The organism is Aequorivita sp. 609 (genome assembly GCF_014212065.1).
In the GTDB taxonomy this organism is placed as follows: Bacteria; Bacteroidota; Bacteroidia; order Flavobacteriales; family Flavobacteriaceae; genus Aequorivita; species Aequorivita sinensis.
Genome location: NZ_JACJVM010000003.1, coordinates 87,097 through 103,900 on the forward strand (window position 1 = coordinate 87,097; position 16,804 = coordinate 103,900).

Genomic DNA, 16,804 nt, shown 5'->3' on the forward strand with positions numbered 1-16,804 from the left:
GTTGAATTATGAAAAATTTACATTACCATATCATCTTGGCTATTTTCTTGTGTTCAACTTCAGTTGTGGCACAATTGGATACTATTCAGCAGTTACCTGAAGTATTGCTTACCGACGCAAAACTTGTACACTTTTCTAAAGGATTCAAAATAGAAAAAGTAAATGATTCGATTGTTGAACGAAACGCTACGTCATTAACTGAAACCCTTACATATAACTCTTTAATCTATTTTAAAGAAAATGGATATGGGATGGTTTCATCTCCTTCCTTTAGAGGAACAAATGCGTCACAAACAGCTGTTATTTGGAATGGAATTAATATAAATTCAATTTTTACAGGTCAAACTGATTTTAATGTAATTTCTCCTTTAAACTACGATGATATATCAATCAGAAGTGGTGGTGGTGGAGTTCAATATGGAAGTGGAGCAGTAGGTGGTAGTATTCATCTAAACAATACTTATACTTTTAAAAAGACAAATAAAACCAATGTAGGATTGCGCTACGGAAGCTTTTCTACGATAGCTGCAAATGCAAATACTACTCAAACTTGGGATAATCATTATCTAAATATAGGTGTAGATTTTTTACGTTCAGAAAATGATTACTACTATGTAGGAAAGGATAAAATGAATAAACACGGGCAGTTTTTACGTTTTTCGGCCAAAGTAAATGAAGCTCGACGTATAAGAAATGGTGTTGTTACTTGGAATTCGGAGTACGTGTATAACGATAGAAACTTTTCAGGTAGCTTAAATACCATAGGAAAGGATGCTTATAAAGATATTACAACGAGAAATTTATGGCAGTTACAAAAACAAATTGGAATATTTAATACAAAAGCTAGTTTCGCACACCTGTACGAACAGTTTAGGTATATTCCAGATAGTGAAAAATCAAATTACGACAAAGGACAAGCAAACAGCTTTATTGGTGGATTGCAGACAGAGGTGTTATTTAAAAATAATATTCGATTAAACGGAAAAGCTGAATACACTTTATTAAACGGAAACGGTGATAATGTTGGCGATAACTCCCGTAGAACCTTGGCTGCAGTTTTATTGTTAAATCATAAAGTTTCGGATGATTTTAATTATGGATTAAACATTAGAAAAGAGTTTCTAAATGAATATGACAATCCGATTCTGTATTCAGCAGATGCAAAATATAAGGTTTCCGACTTTTATGCACTTCGAATAAATGGTTCTAAAAACTACAGAATCCCAACATTTAACGACCTTTATTGGTATGCTGGTGGAAATATTGACTTAAAACCAGAAACTTCATATCAAGTAGAACTTGGACAAGAATTTTTTTTTGGAAAACTAAATGTTGATGTTGCTGCTTATTACATCAAATCTGAGGATTTAATAAAATGGACGCCAAGAAGTGGTGGTATTTGGGAACCTGAAAATATAAGTGAAACTAGAAATTTTGGAGCTGAAGTTACTTTTGATTATACTGTGGAAGTAGGTAAATCACAGATTTTATATTTGAATGCCCACTATTCCTATACTAAAGCTGAGGATTTAAAAAAAGAGAAACAATTAATCTACGTACCTTATAACAAAGCAGCTGGATCAATAACATATAGCTATAAAAAGCTTTCAATTTATTTACAAGGATTGTTTAATGGAGAAGCTTATACAACTACCGATAACAGTGATGTTGTGGATGCGTATTCTTTGTTGAATCTGGGTGCAGATTACGCATTTCCTTTCAATCCGAATATAAAACTAGGCGGTCGAGTAAAAAATGTTTTCAATAAATATTATGAAAATGTAGCCTATAGACCAATGCCTTCACGAAGTATCGAAATATTTTTAAACTTTAATATATAACTAAATGAAAACAATAAAAAGATCACTCTTAATTGCTTTATCAACATTATTTTTTGTCGCTTGTAGTAGTGATGATGACAATCAGCCGGTTTACGAACCTGCTGCATATGAGAATGGGGTTCTAGTTACTAACGAAGGTCCATTTATGAATGGAAGCGGATCAATAACTTATATATCTAATGATTATGCAACTGTTTCACAAAATATTTACAGAACTGTAAATGGTACAGAACTTGGGAATATTGTACAATCAATGGGTTTTAACAACGAAAACGCTTACATAGTAGTAAATAATTCGAATAAAATTATGGTAGCTAACCGTTATAGTTTTGAAGCTATAGACTCTATTACAACAGGCCTTGTTAATCCACGATTTTTTGAAAGTATAGACGGGAATAAGGGATACGTTACAAACTGGGGAGATCCAAACGACAACTCAGACGATTATGTTGCCGTTGTTGATTTGAGAGCTAACGAAATTTCTGCAAATATTTCAGTAGCATTTGGACCAGAAAAAATGATTTCTCACAACAATAAAGTATATGTAGCTCACCAAGGAGGTTATGGACAAAATAATTTAATTTCTGTAATTTCTGGAACTTCTGTAGAGAGTACTATTACTGTAGGCGATGTTCCAAATTCGATGGTAGTTAAAGACAACAATCTATATGTACTTTGTGGAGGAATGCCTAGTTATGCAGGAACTGAAACTGCAGGCTCGTTAGTGAAAATAGACCTATCATCGGGTCAGGTTTCAGAAACTTTTGCTTTTGAAACAACACAACACCCAAGTAATTTAACAATTGATGGTGATAACTTATTATACAGCTTAGATGGCAAAGTTTACAAAGTAAATACTTCATCAGTAACATTACCAGGAACAGAAATTATTGATGGATACTTTTATGCACTACAAGCTAATAATGGTAAGCTTTACGCTACCGACGCAGGTGATTTTGCTAGTAAAGGTTCTTTATATATTTATGACCTTTCTACAAATCAACAAATACAAGATTTTCAAACAGGAATAGTTCCTGGTGGAATTTATTTCAACAATTAATTGTTTTTATATAGCCAAAAAGGTCCATTTGATTAGTTTCAAATGGACTTTTTAGTTTAGAAGTGTTTGTTTATTATTTCTTTAAAGGACTAATTATCTTAACATCTTGAAATGCTATCGCACCGCGAATTATACCTGAAATAACGTCGTAAAGAACATTAGTGATTTGCATTTTAAGTTCACTTTTACTGTAAATTAAACTAACCTCACGAGCAGGAGATGGTTCTTTAAAGTATTTTAAATTTTTGGTTTGATTAGGGGAAACATCTAATGTGTGAAGATAGGGTAGAAGTGTCATTCCTAAACCTTCGTCAGCAAGTTTTACAAGCGTTTCAAAACTACCGCTTTCAAGTTGAAATTTTTCGAAGCTACCATTTTTCGAAGCTTTACACAGGTTAATAATACCATCTCTAAAACAATGACCATCTTCTAATAATAATACATCTTCAATGTCTAAATCTTTCGCTTCTATAGTATCTTTAGATGCTAATCGGTGATTTTCTGGGATGTAGGCTACAAACGGCTCGTAATAAATAGGGCGTTCTTTGATTCTTTCCTGTTTTAAAGGAGTTGCAGCAATAGCCGCATCTAAATATCCATCATTAATTTTAGTGATTATTTCATCTGTATTCAACTCCTCGATTTTTAAATGAACCTTTGGATAACGAGTTGAAAATGTTTTTAAAAACATTGGCAACAAGGTTGGCATAACAGTAGGAATAATACCAAGTTTGTAAGAACCACCAATAAAACCCTTTTCCTGATCTACAACATCCTGCATTCGCTCAGATTCATTAACGATATTTCGGGCTTGTTCTACAATTTTTTGACCTACAGAAGTAAGTTCAATCGGCTTTTTTGTACGATCAAAAATTTGAATTTCAAGTTCCTCCTCCAATTTTTGAATCTGCATACTAAGCGTAGGCTGAGTAACAAAGGTTTTTTCGGCGGCCTTTGTAAAATTTTGGCTCTCTGCTACAGCCAAGACATATTTTAATTGAGTGATTGTCATCGTTAACTTTATTTATACAAATATATATCTATTATCAAATATTTCTATTTCCACCTTAAGATAATAGCAGGCTTAGTTATAATGAAGTGAATAAATATTCAAAATTGAAATTATCAATTAAATCATTCCTCGGGCTTTAATCTCTAAATATTTGTTGATAGTATTTACCGTAAGATTTTCAGGTGAAGTTAAAATTGATTGAATTCCGTATTTGTGAAGCTCATTTACAATAAGTTTCTTCTCAAAAATGAATTTTTCGGCAATTGTCTTTTCAAAAATTTGATGCGTGGTTTTTGCTTCTTTATTTAAAAATGATTTTAATTCGGTGTTTTCAAAGAAAATAACTACCAACAGATGCGTTTTGTTTATTGCCTGTAGATACGGCAACTGCCGATGAAGCGCATCCATGGTTTCAAAGTTTGTGTAGAGTAATAAAAGGCTTCGCTGCTTAATGTGTCGCTTTACATCTACATATAAACGAGAAAAATCGCTTTCTGAAAAATCTGTTTCTATATTGTAAAGTGTTTCCAAAATTAAATGCATTTGCGCATTTCTACGTTGGGCTATAACTCTATCACTTACTTTTCTTGAAAAAGTGAACATTCCAGCTTTATCGTGCTTCTTTAATACAATATTAGAAATTACAAGAGTCGAATTTATAGCGTAATCTAACAAGCTTAAATTGTTAAAAGGCATTTTCATTACCCTTCCCTTATCAATTACAGAATAAACTGGCTGTGATTTTTCATCTTGAAATTGGTTAACCATTAGATTATTGCGCTTGGCAGTAGCCTTCCAATTAATGTTTCTAATGTCGTCTCCAATATTATAGTCTTTAATTTGTTCAAATTCCATAGTGTGGCCAATTCTCCTTATTTTTTTAAGGCCAAACAACTTTAGTTTATTGGAAAAAGCTATAAAATCATATTTTTTAAGCTGAAGAAACGACGGGTAATTAGGAACCATACCTTCTGCCGAAAACTGCTGCTTTCGTGCAACTAGTCCTAATACCGATGAAGTAAATACATTCAAGTTTCCGAAGTGATACTCGCCACGCTCTGTAGGTCTAACTTCATAGGTGAAAATCTTCTCTTCAGAAGGATTTAATATCGCTTCAATTTTAAAGTCACGAATCTGCCATTGTACGGGTAATTCATCAATAATTTTAAGTGAAACTTTAAATTGATATCGATTAATAATCTTTATTTCAATCGGATTTTCGTCGCCATTGGAAAGTTTTTCAGGTAATACTCGGTCAGCTTGAATTCCAATTTTATTTCGATAAAGTAAGAAAATATCAAAAATGACTGCTAGTATAAACAAATAAAAAAACAGCCTAATTACACCAAACAATTCTGGAAAGAAATACGCCCCCACAAACAAAACTGCAAGTGAGAACAGCACGATAAAAAATCGCTGTTGTAAGTATAAGCTTTTAAGGAATTTCTTCAATTTATAAATTTAATCAGGGTTTCTATTTTATTATTTTCATTTTACTTACAAAGGGCATTTTGTGCTAGTAAGATTTAGTGAAATAGTTCTTAAGACTATCTTGGGATTTCAATAGTTTCTATAATCTGTTGCACCACTTTGTCTGCTGTAATTCCTTCCATTTCGCGCTCTGGGGTAAGCATAATTCTATGTCGAAGTACCGATGGAGCGATTTTCTTTATATCGTCTGGAGTAACAAAATCACGCCCGTTTATAGCTGCAAGTGCCTTGGAAGCATTCATAATTGCTAGAGAAGCTCTTGGCGATGCACCTAGATATAAGTTTGAGTTAGAACGCGTATTATCAACGATAGCGGCAATATACTTAAGTAAATTACTCTCGATAATTATTTGCTTAATTGTGTCTTGATACTCGGCGATTTCTTGTGCATTAAGTATGGGTGAAATATTGTCTAAAACCAGCTTATCCTTACGACTGTGTTCGTTTTCTAAAATTTGAACTTCTTCTTCTAGACTAGGGTAGGGCACATTTATTTTAAATAGAAAACGGTCTAATTGCGCTTCAGGTAGCGCGTATGTTCCTTCTTGCTCTACTGGGTTTTGAGTGGCGAAAACCAAAAAAGGAGGATTCATTTCATACTTTTTTCCGTCCATAGTAACTTGACGTTCTTCCATTACTTCAAAAAGGGCGGCTTGAGTTTTAGCAGGTGCACGGTTTATTTCATCAATTAAAATAATATTGGAAAAAACAGGACCCTTTTTAAATTCAAACTCGTTGGTTTTTACATTGAATATTGAAGTACCTAGAATATCACTAGGCATTAAATCTGGTGTAAACTGAATTCTACTAAAGTCTACCGACATTGTTTTAGCTAAGAGCTTGGCAGTTAAAGTTTTTGCGACTCCTGGCACACCTTCTATTAATGAGTGACCGTTGCTAAGTATCGAAATAATTAGCATTTCCAACATATCGTGTTGTCCAACGATTACTTTGCTCAGTTCCGTTTTTATTCTTTCGGTGGCTTCCTGTAAATTTTTTAAATCAATTCGCGAGTTAAACTCTAACGGATTTTCTTGTGTATCTTCCATAGTTTTACAATCTAAATTCTTCTATTTGTTTGTTTAGCGCAAGCAAGTCGGATTCGCTATGAACAGTTTTTGCTTTTAAGTTTTTAATAAGATGCATCAATTTTTGAGTGTCTTCTAGAGTGTTTCCACTTTTTAAAGCTAATTTCTTGATTAAATCTTCTGTAATGTCATTGGTATTCAAAAAGTATTTTGCTCGAAGTGTTTCTGAAAAGTACTTTATTTTTTTAGCAATTATATCGCTGTAATCTTTATGCTGAAAATATAAATCGGCAATTGTTTTGGTGAATTCTACTGAAGTATTTTCTAGTGGTTCAATCACTTCTACAATGCGCTGTTCACGTTTACCTTTAAAAAGAACGAAAATTATTAACCCACAAATTAAAACGTAGTATGCCCAAGTAAGGGGTTCTTGATTTAACACAAATCGCATAGGTGAAGTAACAATTTTTCGACCCGACTTTAAATATTCATCTAAATATATATGCTCTGCTTCAATATACGATATCAAATTTGCAGCGTATTGCTCGTTGTTTTTAAGGAGGTAATAGTTGGTGAAAGCTTCAGGCAAAGTATGAAGTAAAAAAGCACCGTTGCCATATTTTACTTTTATAAAGTTTAAGTCGTCTAATTTATCTTTATTTGAATCATAGTAACCTAAAGCTTTGGTTTTTAAGGTGTCTATTGCTGTAAATGAAGTTTTAAATATTCCCTTTTTAAATTTTGGTAATTGTTTTTCTTTTAAAGAAGGTGAAAAGAATGTTGGAGTAACCTCTTCTTCTAAAACGCTGTAGCTTGTATTTAAATTAATTTTTAATGTATCCTGTAAAATATTCCCATAACTACGTGAAGAAATAAAAACTGTATTTCCTTTTTCAACGTATTTTAATAATATTTGAGTTTGTCTTTTATCAAAGTTCAACTCTTCATTTATAAATATATATGCTGAGTTTTTGTTGTAGGTGCTATCGACTAAAAACGAGTAAGGATCTTTGTCAATATTTTCTATTTCTGAATCTTTAAACAGCGAAGTAGCTTCTTCAAAAAACACAAAACTACCAAAAGGGATTTTATCTACTGAGGTGTAACTCGGTCTCCAATCGATAGGTTTTGGCCTTACAATTTCTGTAATTAGGATTAACAATAATGTTAGCCCAAATATCCATAGTACTCTTTTTGAACGTTTATCTAGCATTATTTAAGTTTTGATTTAAACGTTCAAAATCTCTTTGGGCACTTAAAAATCCAGTTTTGTTAAGTGCAAACTCTCCATACCAAATATTGTCGTATAGGTAGGATGCTTTTTTAAAATCTTCTTTTAGTCCTTGATTTTCAATCTCTCGGTAATAGTCGCTGTTGGTTTTTTCATAGTGCCAATCGATAATATTATTTTGTGAAAGCAGTTTTAAAGATTTTAAGTACATATATCGGATTGCCAGTCGGTAATTTTCTTCCTGAAGAGCATTTTTTATATAGCTATCAAGATCGACGTTTTCAATATGCTGCTCTTTAATATTTAATGGTGCTATTACTTGCTTTTTTCTACTGAATAATGAAGAAGCATTATTACCAACTAGTAATTTAACAACAATATAAATAGCAAAAAATATCAATAATCCATAGATGAAATTCTTTATAAGCTCGAACATTTCAGGTGAAAGTTCAAATCCAAAAATTTCGCCTAGAGTTTTGAAAAACCAATTGATTGCACGGCCTAAATAATTCTCGGCTTCTCCTTCAATTTTATCATAATCAAAATCTCTGCCTGAATATTTATCAGATAAGCCTTCAGAAAATTGCTTTCGGACAACATTTTCATTTTCGACAATTACGGATAGAGAATCTTTTACAAATGCAGTTGCGGCAAATGAATTCAGTAAAAAAAATGATATGAAAATAAATCTATTCACTTGCTCCAATTTGATCTATACGTTCGCGAGTTGCTTCATTGTAGGTTTCTTCGTGAAGGGAATAATATAAAATACCGTTTATAAATTGAAGCATTGATTGATTAAGTGTATATAATATGAGTACAATAGATAGGGCAATTGTCCAAACAACATTAGCTAGAGCCGAATTTGCTAAATCTACACCTGAATCTAGGGAATGAAATGCGTAAACGCTAATTAAAACACCTGGGATAATAAGTACAACCATCATTAGTAAGCTAAGGAGAATACTAATTATTAAATTTGATAATACACATTTCCAGAAATACAGTTTTAATAATTTCCAACCCTCACCAAAGGCATCAGTGACCTCTCGATTGTCGTTAATTAACGCCATAAAAGAAAGTCCACTCCAACTGGTAAAACCTAGAATCATAAGATAATAAGCGAGTGTACCCAATAAAGGGATAAAAGAAATAATTACACCTACGATTACTAGAACTAGATACATCAACATCATTATTACAATGAAGAGTATAATTTTCCCCAGGTTACCTTTTACTACCTCCCAAACTTTTCTTTTTACAACTTCTTTTCCTTTATTTCCTTCATATTGAATAATATAAACAGCGGCTAAACTGTAGTTTAAAATTGCTGTAAGTAGAAATAGAAAAAGGAAACCAAGAGCTCCAAGCGCTATATAGATGTTATAAATTGAAGAGTCAGACCCAATTGTGTTGGATGAAAGACTTCCTACAAAGCCTGTAACCATCAAGTAGCTCACTCCTAAAAAACCAAGAATAAATATTCCATTATAACTAATGAAAATATTTAAAAAGGGTTTAAAGTTCTGTTTAAAAAAATCGAAGTAAGTAGTTATAATTTCACCTACATCTCGTTGTTGTTTAAGCGGTATGTATTTTTTTAGCATTTGTTTTATGTAGGATAATTGGATATATAATGTAATAGTAAATAATCAGAATCAAAGACAAGAAAATAATTGTCAATGCTAACCATACAGGCATATTGCTATAACGTGTAATAAAGCCTTCAATAAATCCAGCTATAATAAAAAAGGGTATGGTGCTAACCACGATTTTAAGTCCGTCTTTTGCACCCTTTAAAAATGAAATTTTCCTCGAATACGTTTTTGGGAAAAGTATGCTATTTCCCATTACCATTCCTGCGCATCCAGCAATAACGATTACAGAAATTTCAATAGTTCCGTGGAGCCAAATGTTTTTTGACGCTTCAAAGAGTAAATCTCGGTTATAGAAAAAAGTAAAAAAAGCTCCTAGCATTACGCCATTGCTAAACAGCACATACGCAGTTCCCACCGAGGTGATAACTCCGAATGCATAAGCCAAAAACGCAACCCGAATATTATTGATGGTTATTCCTAAAAACGTGCCTATCTCGCTTCCGCTTTTGTAAATAGCAGTAGGATCGCCTTTTTCAATATTATTTATTGTTTCGTTTACATAGGAATCCCCGAGGATTAGTCGAACAAAAGAATCGTCGTTTACTGCTGAAATCACTCCAATAGCCGTTGCTACTGCAAATAGTAAAAACGAATAAAATAGCATTCGGTGGTGCTGGTAAAAGAATAAAGGAAACTCGTCCTTCCAAAAACTTACAAGCCGATTTTTGGATTCTTTTTTATTTTTATAAATCTTTTGATGAGCTTGTGAAGCTAATGAATTTAAATACTGAAGTGTTTTGCTATCAGGGTAATATGTCTGCGCATAAGCAAGGTCGTTTGTAAGCTGAATATAGTCGTCGGCAAGCTGATCTGGATTTATTTTTGAATTAAGTGTAATTGCTTTTTCAAATGCAATCCATTTTGCCTTATTTTGCTTGACGAATGCTGCCTCGCGCATCTTTTAATTTTTTGATAAATATAACCACTTGCTTTTAAATGGCAAACCTAGAAATAAATACTTCTCAAAACGTAAATCTAGACTACAAGATTGTAAGTGTAGGTGAGAGGATTCTAGCTTTTTTGATAGATATCTTTCTATTTTTTGTGTATTTCTATATTATAGAGTTAATTACAAATGCAATGCATATGGCATTTAGTGATCAATGGACTGTATTTGGGCTACAACAACTATTGTTTTTACCAGTAATGTTTTATTCTTTGTACATGCATATCCTTTTTGATGGTAGAACAGTAGGGAAGATGGCAATGAAAACTAAGGTTGTAAAGGTTGATGGTAGTCCTGCTCATTGGAGTGATTACCTGATTCTATGGATGCTCAGATTGGTGGATTTATGGATATTTTTGGGTTCAATTGGTTTATTATCTATTATTTTTTCAGACAAGCGACAACGAGTTGGAGACCATGCTGCCGGAACTGTCGTGATAAGCACAAAAAATAAAGTAAATATTAGTCATACAATTTTAGAAGAAATTGAGGACAACTATCATCCAAAGTTCTTGAATGTTACTGATCTTACAGATAAGGATGTGAGACTAATAAAAGAAACCTATATTATTGCATTAAAATCTAATGATTTCAATACCTTGAAATTACTTCGAAATAAAGTTGAAAGCGTATTAGGAACATCATCAGATTTATACGATAAACAGTATATTGATACCGTACTAAAAGATTATAACCACTTTACACAAAACATGTGAGTTTAATATTAGTTTTAGATATAATAGGAACATTGGCCTTTGCAATTTCTGGGGTGCTTACAGCACTTCATAAAAGGCTAGATCCATTTGGGATTTTAATAATTGCTTTCGTTGCAGCCGTAGGTGGGGGAACATTGCGAGACGTTTTAATAGGCGCTCCAATTGCTTGGATGGTAGACTTAACTTATGTGTATGTAATTTTTGGAGCTACAGTTTTTTCAGTAATTTTTAGAAAAAGACTAGGTTATATTCGAAGATCTTTGTTCTTATTCGATACGATAGGGATAGCACTTTATACAATTGTAGGTGTAGAAAAAGGTATAGCTGCAGGTTTTTCTCCAATTATATGTATTTCCTTAGGAACAATGACAGCATGTTTTGGTGGAGTATTGCGAGATATTCTATGTAATGAAATCCCAATTATTTTTAGAAAAGAAATTTACGCAACTGCCTGTATTATAGGAGGGGTTGTTTATTTTATATTGTTGAAAACGGTAATTCCTTTAGACTTTATTGTAATAATATCAGGTTCGATCGTTTTTATAGTTCGTTTGCTGGCAGTATACTTTAGACTTTCATTACCCAACATCTATACAAAGGAAGAGTTGGAGCAGCAATAAGGTTAGGATAAATTAACTTATAGGTATTTGACTCCGTTAGGTAGGGCTTTCGCGGTTTTTATAATTGTATATTTCAATCGAGATTTGAATAAACTCCATTTTTAATTTAATAAACGAGTTCAATACTTGACGTTATTTTTCTTCAAAATTTGGGTTTAGTATTAATTAAAATTTCTGATTAAGAATCCTTGTGGTTGGAATGTTTATAGAAAAATGTTAGAAATGATATTCGACCCCGTTGGGGTCGTGTGATTTTTTTGGAACCTATTATTATAAATATATTATCCCTTTGGGATTTAAATAAACTGCATTTTTCATTGATTAGATGTGTAAATAGTTGACGTTATTTTTCTTCAAAATTTGGGTTTAGTACCAATTAAAATTTCTGATTAAGAACCCTTGGGGTTCCAATGTTTATAGAAATATGGTTAGTAATGGTATCCGACCCCGTTGGGGTCGTATTCTTATGCTTTTACGGAGGTTTATAAATATTTAATCCCTTTGGGATTTGAATAAACTGCATTTACATTGATTAGACGTGTAAATAGTTGACGTTATTTTTCTTCAAAATTTGGGTTCAGTACCAATTAAAATTTCTGATTAAGAACCCTTGGGGTTCTAATGTTTATAGAAATATGGTTAGTAATGGTATCCGACCCCGTTGGGGTCGCGTGATTTTTTTGGAACCTATTATTATAAATATATTATCCCTTTGGGATTTAAATAAACTGCATTTTTCATTGATTAGATGTGTAAATAGTTGACGTTATTTTTCTTCAAAACTTGGATTTAGTGCCAATTAAAATTTCTTATTAAGAATCCTTGTGGTTGGAATGTTTATAGAAAAATGTTAGAAATGATATTCGACCCCGTTGGGGTCGCGTGATTTTTTTGGAACCTATTATTATAAATATATTATCCCTTTGGGATTTAAATAAACTGCATTTTTCATTGATTAAACGAGTTCAATACTTGACGTTATTTTTCTTCAAAATTTGGGTTCAGTACTAATTAAAATTTCTGATTAAGAACCCTTGGGGTTCTAATGTTTATAGAAATATGGTTAGTAATGGTATCCGACCCCGTTGGGGTCGTATTCTTATGCTTTTACGGAGGTTTATAAATATTTAATCCTTTGGGATTTAAATAAACTGCATTTTTCATTAATTAGATGTGTAAATAGTTGACGTTATTTTTCTTCAAAAATTGGGTTTAGTACCAATTAAAATTTCTGATTAAAAACCCTTGCGGTTCGAATGTTTATAGAAATATGGTTAATAATGGTATCCGACCCCGTTGGGGTCGTATTCTTATGCTTTTACGGAGGTTTATAAATATTTAATCCCTTTGGGATTTAAATAAACTGCATTTTTCATTGATTAGATGTGTAAATAGTTGACGTTATTTTTCTTCAAAATTTGGGTTCAGTACCAATTAAAATTTCTGATTAAGAACCCTTGGGGTTCCAATGTTTATAGAAAAATGTTAGAAATGATATTCGACCCCGTTGGGGTCGCGTGATTTTTTTGGAACCTATTATTATAAATATAGTATCCCTTTGGGATTTAAATAAACTGCATTTACATTGATTAGACGTGCAAATAGTTGACGTTATTTTTCTTCAAAATTTGGGTTTAGTACCAATTAAAATTTCTGATTAAGAACCCTTGGGGTTCCAATGTTTATAGAAATATGGTTAGTAATGGTATCCGACCCCGTTGGGGTCGTATTTTTATGCTTTTACGGTGGTTTATAAATATTTAATCCTTTGGGATTTATTTTAAGTAAAGCTTTTTTAGTTAATCATGTGTTTTTATAATTGGCACAAGTGTTTAAAATAATACTTATTCAAATGATTGACAGTAATTATAAAAATGAATTTTTAAGAATTAGTTTTCATAATATTATTTCTAACACTAAAGGTTCAAATGTTTTTAGAAAAAAGGTTAATTGTAGTGATTAATTCTAATAGTCACGATTTTAAGGTGTTATCTTTAATTTAAGCTATTGAATATTTCGGAATTAAACTAAATGATGTATTTTTAAAAAGTAAATTTAATTCCATGGGGGCCGGGACTTTTTCTCAAATTTATATTCAGGTTGTTTTTGCCGTAAAAGGTAGAAACTGTTTGATATTGCCGTCTTGGGAAGATGAATTATATAAATACATTACAGGAATAGTACAAAACAAAAATCAAAAAATGCTGGCTATTAATGGGGTTCATGATCATATTCATTTTTTGATTGGAATGAAACCATCTTGTTGTCTATCTGATTTAGTAAGAGAAATCAAAAAATCTTCTAATAAGTTTATAAACGAAAAAAGATTTATCAAATATAAATTTGAATGGCAAGAAGGATATGGTGCTTTTTCTTATAGCCATTCTGCGTTAGATAATGTAATTGCATATATTCAAAGACAGAAGGAACATCATAAAAAATTATCATTTCGGGAGGAATATGTTTTATTTATGAAGAAATTTAACGTTGATTTTAAAGAAGATTATCTTTTTAAATGGATTGATTATTAGCTCCAAGTTGTTCAGGTGTTTGTAGAAAATATTTATGGCGATTGTATTCGACCCCGTTTGGGTCGAGTGTTTTTTTGAAACCTATTGTTATAAATATGTAATCCCTTCGGGATTTAAACTGATTACCTTTGTTTTTTAAAGAATTTGGAACCAAGTATTATTAATTATTATAAAGAGCCCATAAGGTTCAAATGTTTATAAAATATATGTTTTGTTTAGCTCTCGACGCCGTTGGGTTGTTATATTCACGATCTTGCTGTTTGTCATAATTATATAACCTTTTCGGGTTTTAACTTGATTGCCGGCGTGAATAAGCAGACTTATAAAACCTTGTTTTTTTCTCAATTTGAAACTCTTGCCTAAAATTCAGATACCTTATATTTAAAATTTCTATAAATATGTAAGGCGGGTGTATTCGACCCCGTTTGGGTCGAGTGTTTTTTTTTGAAACCTATTGTTATAAATATGTAATCCCTTCGGGATTTAAACTGATTTCCTTTGTTCTTTAAAGAACTTGGCACTAATGATTATTAATTATTATAAAGACCCCGTAAGGTTCATATGTTTATAGAGTATATGTTTTGTTTAGCTTTCGACTCCGTTGGGGGTCGAGTGTTTTTTTTTGAAACCTATTGTTATAAATATGTAATCCCTTCGGGATTTGAACTGATTTCCTTTGTTCTTTAAAGAACTTGGCACTAATGATTATTAATTATTATAAAGACCCCGTAAGGTTCATATGTTTATAGAGTATATGTTTTGTTTAGCTTTCGACGCCGTTGGGTTGTTATATTCACGATCTTGCTGTTTGTCATAATTATATAATCTTTTCGGGTTTTAACTTGATTGCCGGCGTGAATAAGCAGACTTATAAAACCTTGTTTTTTTTCTCAATTTGAAACTCTTGCCTAAAATTCAGATACCTTATAGTTAAAATTTCTATAAATATGTAAGGCGGGTGTATTCGACCCCGTTGGGGTCGAGTGTTTCTTTTTGAAACCTATTGTTATAAATATGTAATCCCTTCGGGATTTGAACTGATTTCCTTTGTTCTTTAAAGAACTTGGCACTAATGATTATTAATTATTATAAAGACCCCGTAAGGTTCATATGTTTATAGAGTATATGTTTTGTTTAGCTTTCGACCCCGTTAGGGTCGAGTGTTTTTTGAAACCTATTGTTATAAATATGTAATCCCTTCGGGATTTAAACTGATTACCTTTATTTTTTAAAGAATTTGGAACCAAGGATTATTAATTATTATAAAGAGCCCGTAAGGTTCAAATGTTTATAAAATATATGTTTTGTTTAGCTCTCGACGCCGTTGGGTTGTTATATTCACGATCTTGCTGTTTGTCATAATTATATAATCTTTTCGGGTTTTAACTTGATTGCCGGCGTGAATAAGCAGACTTATAAAACCTTGTTTTTTTCTCAATTTGAAACTCTTGCCTAAAATTCAGATACCTTATAGTTTAAATTTCTATAAATATGTAAGGCGGGTGTATTCGACCCCGTTAGGGTCGAGTGTTTTTTTGAAACCTATTGTTATAAATATGTAATCCCTTCGGGATTTAAACTGATTACCTTTGTTTTTTAAAGAATTTGGAACCAAGGATTATTAATTATTATAAAGAGCCCGTAAGGTTCAAATGTTTATAAAATATATGTTTTGTTTAGCTCTCGACGCCGTTTGGGTCGAGTGTTTTTTTGAAACCTATTGTTATAAATATGTAATCCCTTCGGGATTTAAACTGATTTCCTTTGTTTTTTTAGAGAATCTGGCACTAATGATTATTAATTATTAAAAAGAACCCGTAAGGTTCATATGTTTATAGAGTATATGTTTTGTTTAGCTTTCGACCCCGTTGGGGTCTTATATTCACAATCTTGCTATATATTATAATTAAATAAATCTTTGACGATTATTCAACAACCTTCGCAGAAATATAAATGTTTTCTAATGGCCAATCGCCATCGTCTGCTTTTACATTTGAAATTTTTTCCACTACATCCATCCCTTTAATAACGTTTCCAAAAACGGTGTACTTTCCATTTAAATGTGAGGTTGAAGACTTAGGGCCGTGGAATATAAAAAACTCATAAGGCGCTGTTCTGTGGTCAGGATTTTCACGGTATTCTTTAGCTCCAGAAACAGTTCCATATTGGTGAATTCTACCAGGAATAATTTCTGCGGGTAGTAAATACTCGTTGCCTATGGCAGCTCGTTTACGAGGTGTAGAAACTAAATCACTATTTCCAGCCTGAATTATAAAATTAGGAACCACACGATGAAAAAAGGTTTCATCAAAATACTTTTGCTTTACTAAATAAATGAAATTTGCTCGATGTAAGGGAGTGTCTTTATACAGCTCAATTACAATGTCACCATATCTACTTGTGATTAAAACCTTCGTTTCAGGATTGGTTTTTCCGTATTCGGTTAAAAACTCAACTACGTTTTCATTTGTTATTTTTGGATAATCATTCTTTTTATCATTTTCAACTTTAGTTTCATCTTCAACTTCAACCTCTTTTTTGGTTTTAGTTTCAACTACAGTTTCAGTTGTCTTTTTCTTATCTTCACAACTTGCAAATATTACACAGCCAATAGCTAGATAGGCGAAGTAGACAATAAATTTCTTTTTCATTTAATTAAATATTTGATAA

13 protein-coding genes are annotated in these 16,804 nt (G+C 32.0%); 5 read left to right on the forward strand and 8 right to left on the reverse strand.

The window, feature by feature from the left end; all coding sequences use genetic code 11:
- Positions 1-8 precede the first annotated feature (8 nt).
- Complete coding sequence (locus tag H4O20_RS01470) at positions 9-1,841, forward strand: TonB-dependent receptor (RefSeq protein ID WP_185098056.1); 1,833 nt, start codon at positions 9-11, stop codon at positions 1,839-1,841.
- Positions 1,842-1,845: 4 nt separating this feature from the next.
- Positions 1,846-2,901, forward strand: coding sequence for a DUF5074 domain-containing protein (locus H4O20_RS01475; protein ID WP_185098057.1), 1,056 nt, complete (start codon positions 1,846-1,848; stop codon positions 2,899-2,901).
- Positions 2,902-2,974: 73 nt separating this feature from the next.
- Here the strand turns inward: H4O20_RS01475 and H4O20_RS01480 are convergent, their stop codons facing one another.
- The 7 genes from H4O20_RS01480 to H4O20_RS01510 form a co-directional block, all read right to left on the reverse strand.
- Complete coding sequence (locus H4O20_RS01480; protein ID WP_139856463.1) at positions 2,975-3,913, reverse strand: hydrogen peroxide-inducible genes activator; 939 nt, start codon at positions 3,911-3,913, stop codon at positions 2,975-2,977.
- 117 nt (positions 3,914-4,030) lie between these two features.
- Complete coding sequence (locus tag H4O20_RS01485; RefSeq protein ID WP_185098058.1) at positions 4,031-5,365, reverse strand: DUF58 domain-containing protein; 1,335 nt, start codon at positions 5,363-5,365, stop codon at positions 4,031-4,033.
- Between the two features lie 95 nt (positions 5,366-5,460).
- Positions 5,461-6,453: a MoxR family ATPase gene (locus H4O20_RS01490; protein WP_185098059.1), complete on the reverse strand. Its 993-nt coding sequence runs from the start codon at positions 6,451-6,453 to the stop codon at positions 5,461-5,463.
- Positions 6,454-6,457: 4 nt separating this feature from the next.
- Entirely contained in the window at positions 6,458-7,645 is a 1,188-nt protein-coding gene (locus H4O20_RS01495) for a DUF4350 domain-containing protein (RefSeq protein ID WP_185098060.1), read from the reverse strand.
- A complete protein-coding gene (locus H4O20_RS01500) occupies positions 7,635-8,360 on the reverse strand; it encodes a hypothetical protein (RefSeq protein ID WP_165149936.1) in 726 nt (241 codons plus the stop codon). The genes H4O20_RS01495 and H4O20_RS01500 overlap by 11 nt, the downstream gene beginning before the upstream one ends.
- Positions 8,353-9,270 carry a hypothetical protein gene (locus H4O20_RS01505; RefSeq protein WP_185098061.1) on the reverse strand — a complete coding sequence of 306 codons (918 nt, stop codon included), beginning with the start codon at positions 9,268-9,270 and terminating at the stop codon, positions 8,353-8,355. Before H4O20_RS01505 ends, H4O20_RS01500 begins: the two co-directional genes overlap by 8 nt.
- Positions 9,245-10,219, reverse strand: a complete 975-nt coding sequence (locus tag H4O20_RS01510) for a stage II sporulation protein M (RefSeq protein ID WP_185098062.1) — start codon at positions 10,217-10,219, stop codon at positions 9,245-9,247. The genes H4O20_RS01505 and H4O20_RS01510 overlap by 26 nt, the downstream gene beginning before the upstream one ends.
- A gap of 38 nt (positions 10,220-10,257) precedes the next feature.
- Here H4O20_RS01510 and H4O20_RS01515 point away from each other — a divergent pair, with 38 nt between their 5' ends.
- From H4O20_RS01515 to tnpA, 3 genes are all read left to right on the forward strand, one after another.
- Positions 10,258-10,983 (forward strand): RDD family protein, encoded by a 726-nt coding sequence (locus tag H4O20_RS01515; protein WP_185098063.1) that lies wholly within the window; start codon positions 10,258-10,260, stop codon positions 10,981-10,983.
- Positions 10,980-11,603: a trimeric intracellular cation channel family protein gene (locus H4O20_RS01520; protein ID WP_185098064.1), complete on the forward strand. Its 624-nt coding sequence runs from the start codon at positions 10,980-10,982 to the stop codon at positions 11,601-11,603. The genes H4O20_RS01515 and H4O20_RS01520 overlap by 4 nt, the downstream gene beginning before the upstream one ends.
- 2,063 nt (positions 11,604-13,666) lie before the next feature.
- Complete coding sequence (gene tnpA, locus H4O20_RS01525) at positions 13,667-14,134, forward strand: IS200/IS605 family transposase (protein ID WP_185098065.1); 468 nt, start codon at positions 13,667-13,669, stop codon at positions 14,132-14,134.
- 1,925 nt (positions 14,135-16,059) lie between these two features.
- On the opposite strand, the gene H4O20_RS01530 is transcribed toward tnpA, so the two are convergent.
- Positions 16,060-16,785: a peptidylprolyl isomerase gene (locus H4O20_RS01530; protein ID WP_185098066.1), complete on the reverse strand. Its 726-nt coding sequence runs from the start codon at positions 16,783-16,785 to the stop codon at positions 16,060-16,062.
- Positions 16,786-16,804 lie beyond the last annotated feature (19 nt).